6 protein-coding genes, 2 rRNA genes and 2 riboswitches are annotated in these 14,515 nt (G+C 51.9%); all 8 genes read left to right on the forward strand.

Features of this window, described 5'->3' with window-relative positions:
* Positions 1-13: 13 nt before the first annotated feature.
* On the forward strand, positions 14-2,014 hold the full coding sequence (locus tag MKX51_RS01600; RefSeq protein ID WP_340990952.1) for a hypothetical protein: 2,001 nt from the start codon (positions 14-16) through the stop codon (positions 2,012-2,014).
* Positions 2,011-5,850, forward strand: coding sequence for a glycosyltransferase family 39 protein (locus MKX51_RS01605; protein ID WP_340990953.1), 3,840 nt, complete (start codon positions 2,011-2,013; stop codon positions 5,848-5,850). Before MKX51_RS01600 ends, MKX51_RS01605 begins: the two co-directional genes overlap by 4 nt.
* 96 nt (positions 5,851-5,946) lie before the next feature.
* Entirely contained in the window at positions 5,947-6,924 is a 978-nt protein-coding gene (locus MKX51_RS01610) for a glycosyltransferase family 2 protein (RefSeq protein ID WP_340944389.1), read from the forward strand.
* A complete protein-coding gene (locus tag MKX51_RS01615; protein ID WP_340944388.1) occupies positions 6,914-7,318 on the forward strand; it encodes a GtrA family protein in 405 nt (134 codons plus the stop codon). Before MKX51_RS01610 ends, MKX51_RS01615 begins: the two co-directional genes overlap by 11 nt.
* A gap of 71 nt (positions 7,319-7,389) precedes the next feature.
* Complete coding sequence (locus MKX51_RS01620) at positions 7,390-8,043, forward strand: class D sortase (protein ID WP_340990954.1); 654 nt, start codon at positions 7,390-7,392, stop codon at positions 8,041-8,043.
* 125 nt (positions 8,044-8,168) lie between these two features.
* A riboswitch (cyclic di-GMP riboswitch) is annotated at positions 8,169-8,250 on the forward strand.
* A gap of 73 nt (positions 8,251-8,323) precedes the next feature.
* A riboswitch (cyclic di-GMP riboswitch) is annotated at positions 8,324-8,404 on the forward strand.
* 13 nt (positions 8,405-8,417) lie between these two features.
* Positions 8,418-9,227, forward strand: a complete 810-nt coding sequence (locus MKX51_RS01625) for a transglutaminase-like domain-containing protein (RefSeq protein ID WP_340944386.1) — start codon at positions 8,418-8,420, stop codon at positions 9,225-9,227.
* A 368-nt stretch (positions 9,228-9,595) separates the two neighbouring features.
* Positions 9,596-11,156: ribosomal RNA gene (locus MKX51_RS01630) — 16S ribosomal RNA — on the forward strand.
* Between the two features lie 243 nt (positions 11,157-11,399).
* Positions 11,400-14,445, forward strand: a 23S ribosomal RNA gene (locus MKX51_RS01635).
* The 16S and 23S rRNA genes sit together here, the layout of an rRNA operon.
* The last annotated feature ends 70 nt before the right edge of the window (positions 14,446-14,515 follow it).

The raw sequence follows: 14,515 nt of genomic DNA on the forward strand, positions 1-14,515 counted from the left end.
GAAGAGGTGATAAATGGTGTCCGGTGTATTCAATCGAGTGTACAAGTTCTTCCGTAGCCAGCCCTGGCCGGTGCTGCTGTTCCTGCTTGGGGCAATAGTCCGTATTCTATACATAACTTCTATTCCACCGGGACTGAACCAGGACGAAGCCTCTATCGGCTATGATGCCTACGCCATTTTACACTACGGGATGGACCGGAATGGTGTTCATCTGCCAATTCACCTGATCGCCTGGGGGAGCGGGCAGAATGCGCTCTATGCCTACTTGTCCATGCCGTTCATTCTGTTGTTCGGACTGACGCCGTTGTCTGTAAGGGCGCTTAGTCTGATCATGGGACTACTGGGCATGCTGTTTTTCTATCTGATTATGAAAAGACTGTCGGCCTCGCCTGGGGCCGGGACCGCTGCCATGTTCTTCATCGCCATTAATCCGTGGCATATTATGATGTCCAGGTGGGCGCTGGAATCGAATCTGTTTCCTACGATGATTTTGATCGCTGTATACTGTCTGCTGCGCTCTCTTGCGAATCCAAGATGGCTGTACGCCTTTACCGGCATGCTGGCCCTCTCACTGTATGCTTATGGAACAGCCTACTTCTTCGTCCCGCTATTTGCGCTCGGTACGGCAATTCTTCTATTATATAGCAAGGTCCTGCGACCCCGTGCCCTAGTCTGGAATTGTGTAGGGTTTGCGGCACTGGCGCTGCCTATATTACTATTTATTATCATTAACCGTTACGCTATGCAGGATATAGCCACTCCGCTGTTCACGATTCCGAAGCTTACGACGCCGCGCGTGGAGGAGATTTCATCCGTATTCGGCGGCAGGCTGTGGCAGGCGGCTGCGGATAACCTCAGTGCTTTCAGCAAGCTGATGTGGAGCGGAAGTGACGGCTTGGCCTGGAACTCCATCTCTCCTTACGGATATGCGTACCCGCCGGCACTGCCTTTTGCACTGCTCGGCCTGATCGTTCTCCTGCATTCCTGGTGGACAAGCCGGCGGGAGAGGGAGAGCGCTGGTAAGGGAGCCGTGCTGCTCTGGTTCCTGGTGGCGGTGCTAATGGCGCTGATTACAACTGTGAATATTAACCGGATTAATATTATTTTTTATCCGTTCATTATGCTGGTAAGCACCGGATTCGTCTGGCTGGCAGGCAGAGTCAAAGGTATAGCCATCCTGGCCGCGGCCGGGTTCGCCGTGATGTTTATTTTATTCTCCAATACGTATTTCCGCGAGTTCCCTGAGCGAATCGGTCCGGCCTTCTATGAATCCTTGGGGGAGGCAGTCCAGTATGCTTCGGAACACAGCACCGGTGAAGTCTATCTTACGAATCAGGTGAATATGCCTTATATTTATGTGTTGTTCTATGAACAGATCAGTCCGCATGATTTCCTGAAGTCCGTTCAGTATGCCAATCCGGGAGAAGCCTTTCAGCGTGTTTCTTCCTTTGGAAGATACAGATTTGAGGATTTGAACAGGGTGCCTGCGAATGCCGCATATATCTATGCGAATACTACTGCGCCGCCTGTAGCAAGCGCCGGGTCCAGAGTGAAGCGTTTCGCCAACTACAGCGTACTGCTCACCAGTGAACAGAATGGCGGGCCTCAAGACACACCCAAGACTGCTGCAAGCGAATTTGTGAATGGCGGATTTGAAGAAGGGACGGCGGGCTGGTCCTTCTCTGCGGGAACGGGAGTTGCTGTCAACAACCCCTTCGCCGGGAGTAAGCTGGCCTATCTTGATCCCGGAGCGGAGAACATCGTTTCGCAGGCTTTTACCGCCGCAGCCGGTGAGTACAGACTGACCGTCATGTCCAGTAGCGGGGGCAGCGGCGGCAAGATCGGCGTTCGGGCAGCCGGTAAGGTGCTTGCGGAGACAGAGCTGCCTGCGGCGGAAGCCTATCAACAGGTCACACTTCCTGCAGTCACTCTGGAGCAGGGGATACAGGCAGAAGTATACATAACCGGCGGTAATGGCTGGATTAACATTGACGAGGTGAGGGTAGAACGATGACCAAGAAGGTACGTGCAGCGGCAACCGTTATACTGATGCTCCTATTATTTATTCTTCCTGTAACAAGTATTTATGCCGAAGGGAACCTATTGCAGAACCCGGGCTTTGAAGAAGGGGGAGACGGGGCCCCGGCAGGCTGGAGCAAGGATATGTGGATTGCCGGAGATGCGGCGGGCTCCATATCCGTTCAGTCCGAAGAGGTTCATTCCGGCAGCAAGGCTGCGGTTATCGAGAATCTGGAGCCCAATCACCTGAAGTGGGTGCAGACCATTACCGTCTTGCCGGATAGTTACTACAGAATCTCTGGATATGTCAAAATAGCCAGCATCGCAGGCGGGGGGATCGGGGCCAATATTTTCCCGGTAGGCATTGGCGGCGGTTATCCCGCTACTAGCGATACCGGCGGGGAATGGCAGCGTCTGGAGTTCATCGGCCAGACCGGCAAGGAGCAGACCGAGATCGGAATCGGCGCTGCGCTGGGCGGCTATGCCAATCTGATTCAGGGTAAAGCCTATTTCGATGATCTGTCCGTAGAGAAGCTGGATACAGTGCCGGAGGGATCGAATATCATCTCACTGGACAGCGGAGCCCAGGCTCCGCCGGCAGATGCGGACGGCGGAAGCAAGCCGGAGGAAGTGCCGCATAAAGTATCGCCGGCCAAGCTGCTGCTGCTTTCCGGAGTATTCTGTTTGTTCTTTGCTTTTCTATACACAAGAGCCTTCCGCAGTGAGCGTCTGCTGAGACAGGAGGATGTAATCTATACCCGCTGGCTGTACGTCTTGTTTGGAGCGGCATTCATCCTGCGCATCTGGATCGGCCTTACGGCACAGGGCTATAAGAATGATATGAACACCTTCATGGCCTGGGGACAGCGCCTGACCGACCTTGGACCGGGCAAATTCTATGAGGAAGGTTATTTTGCTGATTACCCGCCGGGGTACTTATATGTGCTATACCTGCTTAGTCTGCTGCGTGGATTGTTTAACTTTGCCGGCGGATCAGGTGCCGAGACGGTTCTCTTCAAGCTGCCGGCGATTCTCTCTGATCTGGTGCTTGGCTGGATTATCTATAAGAGCGCACGTACCAGGCTCGGCTCCGGGCTGGCTATGGGGCTGATGATGCTGTTCCTGTTCAATCCCGCTGTACTGATGGATTCGGCAGCCTGGGGGCAGGCGGACTCCTTTTTCCTCATCTTCCTGCTGCTCAGTATAATGGGGGTTGTCGATAAGCGCTTCGTACGTGCGGCGGTCTTCTTTGCCGTCGCTACATTGATCAAGCCGCAGGCGCTGATTTTCACACCTGTACTGCTGCTTGCCTTCTACCATCACCGGGCCTGGAAGCAGCTTGCGCTGGGCGCCCTGTACGGATTGGGGATTTTCCTTGTCCTCGCAGCCCCGTTCTTCTGGAACAACGGCGGTTTTGCAGGCTTGATTAACCTCTACAAAAGCACACTGTCCTCCTATCCGTATTCCACAGTGAATGCATTCAATCTGTATGCCTTGACTGACCCGATGTGGTCGGCACTGGATGTGACCTGGCTCGGCATACCGTATCGTATATGGGGCTTTATTTTCATCCTGGTGGCAGTAGCACTTGCTGCTTATTATTCCTTCAATACCAAGGACCGCAAGGATCTCTCCAAGTCCTACTTCATCGCTATGGTGCTGATCACGATTGTCTTCGTATTCGGTACCAAAATGCATGAGCGTTACTTGTATCCGGTACTGATTCTGTCCTTATTCGCCTTCATGGAGAGCCGGGACCGGCGGTTCCTGACCCTGTTCCTCGGGTTCTCCCTGACCCAGTACATCAATGTTGGTTATACACTGGCGTACCTGAATACCGGCGGAAATCCGCCGGCTGACGGCATTGTTCTGGTTACAGCTATTACCACTATCATTCTTGCGATATATCTTCTCTATATTGGATACGATGTATATATCCGCCGAACTGTGAAGCTTTTGCCTGAGCCGGTTACCCCCAAGGAGGCGTACGCAGCAGATCTGCTGCTTGCAGAAGGCATCAAGCCGCTTGCCGCTGCTGAGCGGCGTTCTCCGCTGAAGCTGAAGCGCAGAGACTGGATCTGGATGCTCGGTATCACCGTACTATACGGGGCACTTGCCCTCTATCATCTGGGAGATAACAAGGCACCTGAGACTCTGTGGGAGCCGGCAGCCAGCGGCGAGAGCTTCTATGTGGATCTGGGGGAGGCCCATCAACTGGAGCGGGTCAATGTGTTCGGCGGTGTCGGAACAGGGAAGTTTCAGCTGGAATTCAGCCAGACCCCTGATAATTGGAGCAGCCCGCTTGAGGTGAGCGAGGATGTGGGCAATGTCTTCATCTGGAAAAGCCAGCCGCTTAACGTATCCGCAAGATATGTCAAGCTCTCGGTTACGTCTCCAGGCTTCACGCTCAATGAGATGGCCTTCTATGAGCAGGGGGCACCGGAGGTTCCTCTGACGATAGCAAGCGTGACACCCGATTCGGGAGCAGCAGCTAAAAGAGGAATGCCGGCCAATCTGTTCGACGAGCAGTCCGTCATACCCAAGAACTCTAATTTCATGAACAGTACGTATTTTGATGAGATCTATCATGCCCGTACGGCTTATGAGCATTATCATAATATTGTTCCTTATGAGAATACGCATCCGCCGCTTGGCAAGCTGCTGATCGGGGTAGGGATGGAGCTGTTCGGCGTCAATCCGTTCGGGTGGCGGATCATAGGGACCTTGTTCGGGATTGCAATGCTGCCGCTGATCTATATCATGGCGATGCGGTTGTTCCGTAAGACCACCTATGCTGCACTGGCAGCGGGACTATTCGCTCTGGACTTCATGCATTTCACCCAGACGCGGATATCGACCATCGATGTGTACGGTGTATTCTTCATTATGCTGATGTTCTATTTCATGCAGCGGTATTTCACGATGAATTTCTACCGGATGCCGCTGCGGACCACACTGGCTCCGCTGTTCTGGTCCGGCCTGTTCTTCGGAATCGGGGTTGCTTCGAAGTGGATCGTGATTTACGGCGGCGCGGGACTTGCTATTATGCTGGTGCTGTCGCTGCTGGACCGCTACCGGGAGTATAAGGCTGCCGGACGCCTGCTGGCTGAAGGCAAGCTGAGCGGTCAGGAGCTCAAAGCCGCCTGCCGGACTGCAGATCAGTCCTTCTGGAAGAACACGATCATCACGCTGGCCAGCTGCATCGGATTCTTCGTCATCATTCCGGGAATCATATACAGCCTGTCCTTCATTCCTTCACTATCTGCGTCGGCAGAGGGCTTCACCGTTAAGGGGCTGATTGATGCCCAGAAGAATATGTACAACTATCACAGCCAGCTTGTAGCTACACATCCGTTCGCCTCGTCCTGGTGGGAGTGGCCGTTCATGAAGCGTCCGGTGTGGTTCTTCAGCGGCGGCGAAGGCTTGCCTGCAGGCAAGGCGAGCAGCATAGTAACGATGGGCAATCCGCTGATCTGGTGGACAGGAATCTTCACGATGCTGGCTGCTGTATGGTTCACCCTGAAGCGCCGGGACAAGAGCCTGTATATGATCTGGATCGGCTTCTTCTCACAATATGTTCCGTGGATGCTTGTGCCGCGTGAGACGTTCCTGTACCATTACTTTGCGATGGTGCCGTTTATGATTCTATCCATTGTGTACATCCTGAAGCTGCTTGACGGCAGGTTCCAGGGTGCCAGATATCTGCGGTACGCCTATGTTGCGGCCGCCGCCATCCTGTTTGTAATGTTCTATCCGGTATTGTCCGGCATGCAGGTGAACAGCAGTTATATCATTCATGTACTTCGCTGGTTCCCTTCCTGGGTATTCTAGGAGGGGAGCTGTAAGAGCCGCATAGTTGCTCAAAGCTGATGTTGATGAAGCGCATCAAGGAAGCTGTGGCTTACAATAAATTTAGGAGGAACCCTTGTGAAGGCCAGATATAGTGTAATTGTGCCCATGTATAATGAGGAGGAAGTCATTCAGGTAACGTACGAGCGGCTCAAAAAAGTAATGGATGGTTGCGGCGATTCCTATGAGCTAGTATTCGTCAATGACGGCAGCCGGGACCGTACGGCTGAGATTATGCGCGGCATAAGCAATACGGATGAGCATGTCAAGCTGATTGACTTCTCCCGTAACTTCGGCCATCAGGTGGCGATTACGGCGGGTATGGATTATGCTGAAGGCCAGGCTGTTGTGGTCATTGACGCAGATCTCCAGGACCCGCCGGAGGTCATCCTGCAGATGATCGCCAAGTGGAAGGAAGGCTATGAGGTAGTCTATGCCAAGCGGCTGAAGCGCCACGGAGAGACCTTCTTCAAGAAGGTGACAGCCAAAATCTTTTACCGTCTGCTCAGCAGCATGACCAGTGTGGAGATTCCCACGGATACCGGGGACTTCCGGCTGATCGACCGTAAGGTCTGCGATGTGCTGCGCGGCCTGAAGGAGAAGAACCGTTATGTACGGGGGCTGGTAAGCTGGGTCGGCTTCCGGCAGACCATGGTGGAATATGTGCGGGAGGAACGCTTCGCCGGGGAGACGAAATATCCGCTTAAGAAAATGATCCGCTTTGCGCTCGACGGAATCACCTCCTTCTCGCACAAGCCGCTCAAAATCGCCTCGTATATCGGATTCTTCCTGTCCTTCTCCAGCTTCATCTACCTGTTTCTGGTCTTATTCCAGAAAGTCTTCACCTCTTGGACTGTACCGGGCTGGGCCTCCATTGTCGGGGTTAACCTGCTGTTTAACGGCATTGTGCTGATGCTGCTGGGCGTCATCGGGGAATACATCGGACGGATCTATGATGAATCGAAGGACAGACCGCTCTATATCGTAAGCGAGACACGGGGCTATCCGGATGCCGAGACCGAAGACACGCGGAAGGAAAGCGACTATGCAAAATAAGGCCTGGAGCGCAGGCATGATCCAGTTTCTGAAATTCAATGCGGTGGGCCTGCTTAACACGTTCATTGATTTTGCGGTATTTACCCTGCTGCATTCCCTGGGGATGCTCAACACCCCTGCACAGATTATTTCCTACAGCGCCGGGACGGCCAACAGCTTTGTCTGGAATAAGAAGGTGACCTTCAAGGGCCGGGACAGAGGAGGCAATAGCGGCTTTGACCGGATGCAGCTGGTGAGATTTATTGTGCTGAATCTGCTGGTGCTGGGCATTTCGGTGCTGCTGATTCATCTGCTGACTGACCGGCTGGGAGTCCAGGTGCTGATGGCCAAGGTGCTGGTTACCTTTATTACAGTAATCATTAATTTCTTTGGAAGCCGGAAGTGGGTATTCTAAAGAGATAGAGCGTATATCTTCCCCGTATTCTGCGGAGGCAGCACTTATTCTATATTGCGGAGGCGATTGTCATGCGGAAGTTATCCTATTTGATTATACTTGCCGGGGTCCTGATTATGCTCTACCCCAAAGGAAGCGAATGGTACGAGGACCGTCAGCAGCAGAAGCTGCTGGAAGAGGCTGAACAGGCCTATAGTGAAATCGTTCCTTCGGCTACGGCTCCTGCCAGCCAGGATCTGAGTAAGCCTTATGCGGAAGTCACCCAGCTGCTGGCGGAAGAGTCTGGTGCGGAAGAGCCGGTGCCCACTACAGCGCCCGAGATTGAAGTGGGAGGCAAGATCACCGCTATTATTGAAATCGATAAAATCGATCTGAAGCTGCCTGTACTGGAGGGCGCCAACAAGACCAATATGAAGCATGCAGCGGCGCATATGAAGGAGACAGCTCCGATTGGCGCGGTAGGCAATGCAGCGATTGCTGCGCATCGGTCAAGAACGGCAGGGCGGCTGTTCAACAGATTGGATGAGGTTGGTAAAGGGGATACCATTACTGTTATTACAAGCGGACAGGAATACAAGTATGTTGTATATGATGTATCTATTGTAGAGCCTACCGATATTTCGGTACTGAAGGGAAAGGATGACGATAAGATTTTGACCCTTATTACCTGTGATCCGCTAGTCAACCCTACCCACAGACTCATCATTCACGCGAAGCTGACCTGATTCTATCAGGACAAGGCGATAAAGGTCGAAAAAACATAAAATTTTAGTATATTTGTGGTGAAATCTAGCAATTGGGTCTTGCTAATAGATATAGATATGGTAAGATATAACTATGAAAGCTAATACACGATAAACGGCAAACCTATCGAAAGGTAGGGACGCAAAGCTACAGGGCCTTCCCGTCATGGATGGCAGCCAGTTACCGAATGAAGAGGCTTTTTTTGTTTGTTTTCATTCTGGATCTGTCATTATGTGGTAGTAGATTGGACAGATAAAGCTTATACGATAACGGCAAACCTATCGAAAGGTAGGGACGCAAAGCTAAAGGGCCTTCCCGTAAGAATGGCAGCCAGCTACCGAAAGGGGTTTTATCCATGAAGAAGTTTTATTTAATGCTGATTACGCTTTTTGTGATCGTCACTTCCGTGCAGACAGGCACTGCTCAAGCAGCAAATGCAGATTCAAGCTGGTTAAATGTTGGACAACTTGATCAAGGGATTATCGGGGTTTCGTACGATGTTCCTAAGGACAAGAAGATGAAGCTCATGATTACCAAGGACAATAACAGCTATACTTACAACTTATACACTTCCAAACCGACCGAGACGTTCCCGCTGCAACAAGGTAATGGCTCTTACAAGGTCTCCGTTCTTGAGAATACTACCGGCAACAAATACAAAGTACTATCTTCCGAGACTGTATCTCTCTCCATGAGCAATGTGAATGCCGTATATTTGAGCTCTGTACAGAATGTAAAGTGGAGTTCTTCCGATAAATCCGTTCAAAAGGCAGCACAGCTTACAAAGGGTCTGACCACAGATGCAGACAAAGTTAAGGCTATCTACAATTACATCGTAGCTAACGTGAAATATGACTACTCTCTGGCCAACAGTGTAAGCACGGATTATATTCCGAACAACGACAACACACTGGCTACCAACAAAGGGATCTGCTACGATTACGCTTCCTTGTTCGCTACTATGCTCCGCAGTGAAGGGATTCCAACCAAGTTGGTTATGGGGAATACAAGCTATGTAACTTCATACCATGCCTGGAACGAAGTGTTCCTGAACGGCAAATGGGTGACGATTGATACTACAGTGGATGCAGGTCTGGGCAAGAAAACAGCAACAACAGAACTGGTCAAATCAGCAAGCAAATATACTGCAGCGAAATTCTACTAAGAATAGCTGTGAACTATAGCATTATCTGAGACTAACCCGCTTAATCATTAAGCGGGTTATTTTTATTTATATAAAGGTTGCTTTTTAATAGAAGGATAGGTTATTATAAATAAGCGTTGTTGGAGCGGCAAAGGAAATGAGAGATTACTTAAATAAGTGATTTCAAAAATAAAGCTTGCATTGCTCAGAAGAACGTGATATATTATAAGAGTTGCTGGTGACGATAACATCGCCGCTAACAACGAGCTTGATCTTTGAAAACTGAACAACGAGTGAGTATCTGGAGATCACTTCGGTGAGATCCAAAATTAGAGAATGTAAATTCTCGTCAGATGTTTCAAAATGAGCAATCGCTCTTTCTAAATACCAATTTGGAGAGTTTGATCCTGGCTCAGGACGAACGCTGGCGGCGTGCCTAATACATGCAAGTCGAGCGGAGTGTGAAAGGAAGCTTGCTTCCTTTCAGACTTAGCGGCGGACGGGTGAGTAACACGTAGGCAACCTGCCCTCAAGCCTGGGATAACTACCGGAAACGGTAGCTAATACCGGATAATTTCTTTTTTCTCCTGAGGAGAGAATGAAAGGCGGAGCAATCTGCTGCTTGGGGATGGGCCTGCGGCGCATTAGCTAGTTGGTGGGGTAACGGCCCACCAAGGCGACGATGCGTAGCCGACCTGAGAGGGTGAACGGCCACACTGGGACTGAGACACGGCCCAGACTCCTACGGGAGGCAGCAGTAGGGAATCTTCCGCAATGGGCGCAAGCCTGACGGAGCAACGCCGCGTGAGTGATGAAGGTTTTCGGATCGTAAAGCTCTGTTGCCAGGGAAGAACGTCCGGTAGAGTAACTGCTGCCGGAGTGACGGTACCTGAGAAGAAAGCCCCGGCTAACTACGTGCCAGCAGCCGCGGTAATACGTAGGGGGCAAGCGTTGTCCGGAATTATTGGGCGTAAAGCGCGCGCAGGCGGTTATTTAAGTCTGGTGTTTAAACCTTGGGCTCAACCTGAGGTCGCACTGGAAACTGGGTGACTTGAGTACAGAAGAGGAAAGTGGAATTCCACGTGTAGCGGTGAAATGCGTAGATATGTGGAGGAACACCAGTGGCGAAGGCGACTTTCTGGGCTGTAACTGACGCTGAGGCGCGAAAGCGTGGGGAGCAAACAGGATTAGATACCCTGGTAGTCCACGCCGTAAACGATGAGTGCTAGGTGTTAGGGGTTTCGATACCCTTGGTGCCGAAGTTAACACAGTAAGCACTCCGCCTGGGGAGTACGGTCGCAAGACTGAAACTCAAAGGAATTGACGGGGACCCGCACAAGCAGTGGAGTATGTGGTTTAATTCGAAGCAACGCGAAGAACCTTACCAGGTCTTGACATCCAACTAACGAAGCAGAGATGCATCAGGTGCCCTTCGGGGAAAGTTGAGACAGGTGGTGCATGGTTGTCGTCAGCTCGTGTCGTGAGATGTTGGGTTAAGTCCCGCAACGAGCGCAACCCTTGACTTTAGTTGCCAGCAGGTGAAGCTGGGCACTCTAGAGTGACTGCCGGTGACAAACCGGAGGAAGGTGGGGATGACGTCAAATCATCATGCCCCTTATGACCTGGGCTACACACGTACTACAATGGCCGGTACAACGGGAAGCGAAGCCGCGAGGTGGAGCCAATCCCAGCAAAGCCGGTCTCAGTTCGGATTGCAGGCTGCAACTCGCCTGCATGAAGTCGGAATTGCTAGTAATCGCGGATCAGCATGCCGCGGTGAATACGTTCCCGGGTCTTGTACACACCGCCCGTCACACCACGAGAGTTTACAACACCCGAAGTCGGTGGGGTAACCCGCAAGGGAGCCAGCCGCCGAAGGTGGGGTAGATGATTGGGGTGAAGTCGTAACAAGGTAGCCGTATCGGAAGGTGCGGCTGGATCACCTCCTTTCTATGGAGAATCGTTCTCTGCAATGAGGACATTCAAATCGGAAGCTTCGCTTCCACCAAAGAACCCTTGGGTTCGAATGCTCACTCGTTGGTCAGTTTTGAGAGTTTAAGCTCTCAACTTGATCCTTGAAAACTGGATACCGAAACGAATTTGCGTTTTAGAACATCTTTTAGCTGAAACTTGTGTAAGCAAGTTGGAATAGTTATTAGTTGCTACCGTGATTTTCCTTAGGGAAAACACATTGGTTAAGCTACTAAGAGCACACGGAGGATGCCTAGGCGCCAGGAGCCGACGAAGGACGTGGCGAACAACGAAACTGCCTCGGGGAGCTGTAAGCAAGCTTTGATCCGGGGGTGTCCGAATGGGGAAACCCAGCTGTGGTAATTCGCAGTTACTCGTATCTGAATACATAGGATACGCAGAGGCAGACCAGGGGAACTGAAACATCTAAGTACCCTGAGGAAGAGAAAACAATAGTGATTCCGTCAGTAGCGGCGAGCGAACGCGGAACAGCCTAAACCAAGGGGCTTGCCTCTTGGGGTTGTGGGACGTCTCACATGGAGTTACAAAGGAATTCAGTAGGTGAAGAGGTCTGGAAAGGCCCGCGATAGAGGTAAAAGCCCTGTAGCCCAAACTGTGTTCTCTCCGAGACGGATCCCGAGTAGTGCGGGGCACGTGAAACCCCGTATGAATCCAGCAGGACCATCTGCTAAGGCTAAATACTACCTGGCGACCGATAGTGAAACAGTACCGTGAGGGAAAGGTGAAAAGCACCCCGGAAGGGGAGTGAAATAGAACCTGAAACCGTGTGCTTACAAAAAGTCAGAGCCCTTTCTATGGGTGATGGCGTGCCTTTTGTAGAATGAACCGGCGAGTTACGTTTAACATGCAAGGTTAAGGTGAGAAGCCGGAGCCGCAGCGAAAGCGAGTCTGAATAGGGCGATTTAGTATGTGGACGTAGACCCGAAACCGTGTGATCTACCCCTGTCCAGGGTGAAGGTGCGGTAACACGCACTGGAGGCCCGAACCCACGCATGTTGAAAAATGCGGGGATGAGGTGGGGGTAGCGGAGAAATTCCAATCGAACTCGGAGATAGCTGGTTCTCCCCGAAATAGCTTTAGGGCTAGCCTCGGTGAATGGAGTGGTGGAGGTAGAGCACTGATTGGGTGCGGGGCCCGCAAGGGTTACCAAGCTCAGTCAAACTCCGAATGCCATTTACTTCTTGCCGGGAGTCAGACAGTGAGTGCTAAGATCCATTGTCAAAAGGGAAACAGCCCAGACCATCAGCTAAGGTCCCCAAGTGTGTGTTAAGTGGGAAAGGATGTGGAGTTGCACAGACAACCAGGATGTTGGCTTAGAAGCAGCCACCATTGAAAGAGTGCGTAATAGCTCACTGGTCGAGTGACTCTGCGCCGAAAATGTAACGGGGCTAAACACACCACCGAAGCTATGGCTAGGATCGACTTCACTGCGCCTTTGAGGCGTGTTTATCCGGAATCATGAATGCCAATAAATCATCTGAAAGGATGGTTGGCTAAATGACTCCAGGGGATAGACACGAACTTCGAAGCTGGAGTGAAGTCGATCCTGGGGTAGGGGAGCGTTGTATGTGGGTTGAAGGTGTACCGTAAGGAGCGCTGGACAGCATACAAGTGAGAATGCCGGTATGAGTAACGAAAAGATCAGTGAGAATCTGATCCGCCGAAAGCCCAAGGTTTCCTGAGGAAGGCTCGTCCGCTCAGGGTAAGTCGGGACCTAAGGCGAGGCCGACAGGCGTAGTCGAAGGACAACAGTTTGAAATTACTGTACCACCGTAATCCGCTATGAGCGATGGGGTGACGCAGGAGGGTAGTGACGCGGACTGATGGATGTCCGTCTAAGCAGTGAGGCTGGTGTGCAGGCAAATCCGCACATCATTAAGGCTGGGCTGTGATGGGGAGCGAAAATTACAGTAGCGAAGGTCATGATCTCACACTGCCAAGAAAAGCCTCTAGTCAGGAGAAGGTGCCCGTACCGCAAACCGACACAGGTAGGCGAGAAGAGAATTCTAAGGCGCGCGGAAGAACTCTCGTTAAGGAACTCGGCAAAATGACCCCGTAACTTCGGGAGAAGGGGTGCCTCGGTAGGGTGAATAGCCCGAGGGGGCCGCAGTGAAAAGGCCCAAGCGACTGTTTAGCAAAAACACAGGTCTGTGCGAAGCCGCAAGGCGAAGTATACGGGCTGACGCCTGCCCGGTGCTGGAAGGTTAAGGGGAGCGGTTAGGAGCAATCCGAAGCTGTGAACCGAAGCCCCAGTAAACGGCGGCCGTAACTATAACGGTCCTAAGGTAGCGAAATTCCTTGTCAGGTAAATTCTGACCCGCACGAATGGCGTAACGACTTGGGCGCTGTCTCAACGAGAGATCCGGTGAAATTTTAATACCTGTGAAGATGCAGGTTACCCGCGACAAGACGGAAAGACCCCATGGAGCTTTACTGCAGCTTGATATTGAATTTGGGTACGATCTGTACAGGATAGGTGGGAGCCGTGGAGGCAGGAGCGCAAGCTTCTGCGGAGGCGCCGTTGGGATACCACCCTGATCGTATCTAGGTTCTAACCTAGTGCCCTCATCGGGTACGGGGACCGTGTCAGGCGGGCAGTTTGACTGGGGCGGTCGCCTCCTAAAGAGTAACGGAGGCGTTCAAAGGTTCCCTCAGAATGGTTGGAAATCATTCGCAGAGTGCAAAGGCATAAGGGAGCTTGACTGCGAGACCTACAAGTCGAGCAGGGACGAAAGTCGGACTTAGTGATCCGGTGGTACCGCATGGAAGGGCCATCGCTCAACGGATAAAAGCTACCCTGGGGATAACAGGCTTATCTCCCCCAAGAGTCCACATCGACGGGGAGGTTTGGCACCTCGATGTCGGCTCATCGCATCCTGGGGCTGAAGTAGGTCCCAAGGGTTGGGCTGTTCGCCCATTAAAGCGGTACGCGAGCTGGGTTCAGAACGTCGTGAGACAGTTCGGTCCCTATCTGTCGTGGGCGCAGGAAATTTGAGAGGAGCTGTCCTTAGTACGAGAGGACCGGGATGGACGTACCGCTGGTGCATCAGTTGTTCCGCCAGGAGCATGGCTGAGTAGCTACGTACGGACGGGATAAGCGCTGAAAGCATCTAAGCGTGAAGCCCCCCTCAAGATGAGATTTCCCAATTAGTAAGACCCCTTGAAGACGACGAGGTAGATAGGTTGGAGGTGGAAGTGCAGTAATGCATGGAGCTGACCAATACTAATCGGTCGAGGGCTTATCCAAATTTCTAACACGCAGATTCGTTTCGGATTCAGTTTTCAGGCGATCAAGCCTGGTACACCTTAAGCTGCAT

Source organism: Paenibacillus sp. FSL M7-0420 (assembly GCF_038002345.1).
In the GTDB taxonomy this organism is placed as follows: domain Bacteria; phylum Bacillota; class Bacilli; order Paenibacillales; family Paenibacillaceae; genus Paenibacillus_AQ.

Coding starts and splice junctions, on each gene's coding strand:
- MKX51_RS01600 (WP_340990952.1), top strand. CDS start 14: ATGGTGTCCGGTGTATTCAATCGAGTGTACAAGTTCTTCCGTAGCCAG.
- MKX51_RS01605 (WP_340990953.1), top strand. CDS start 2,011: ATGACCAAGAAGGTACGTGCAGCGGCAACCGTTATACTGATGCTCCTA.
- MKX51_RS01615 (WP_340944388.1), top strand. CDS start 6,914: ATGCAAAATAAGGCCTGGAGCGCAGGCATGATCCAGTTTCTGAAATTC.
- MKX51_RS01620 (WP_340990954.1), top strand. CDS start 7,390: ATGCGGAAGTTATCCTATTTGATTATACTTGCCGGGGTCCTGATTATG.
- MKX51_RS01625 (WP_340944386.1), top strand. CDS start 8,418: ATGAAGAAGTTTTATTTAATGCTGATTACGCTTTTTGTGATCGTCACT.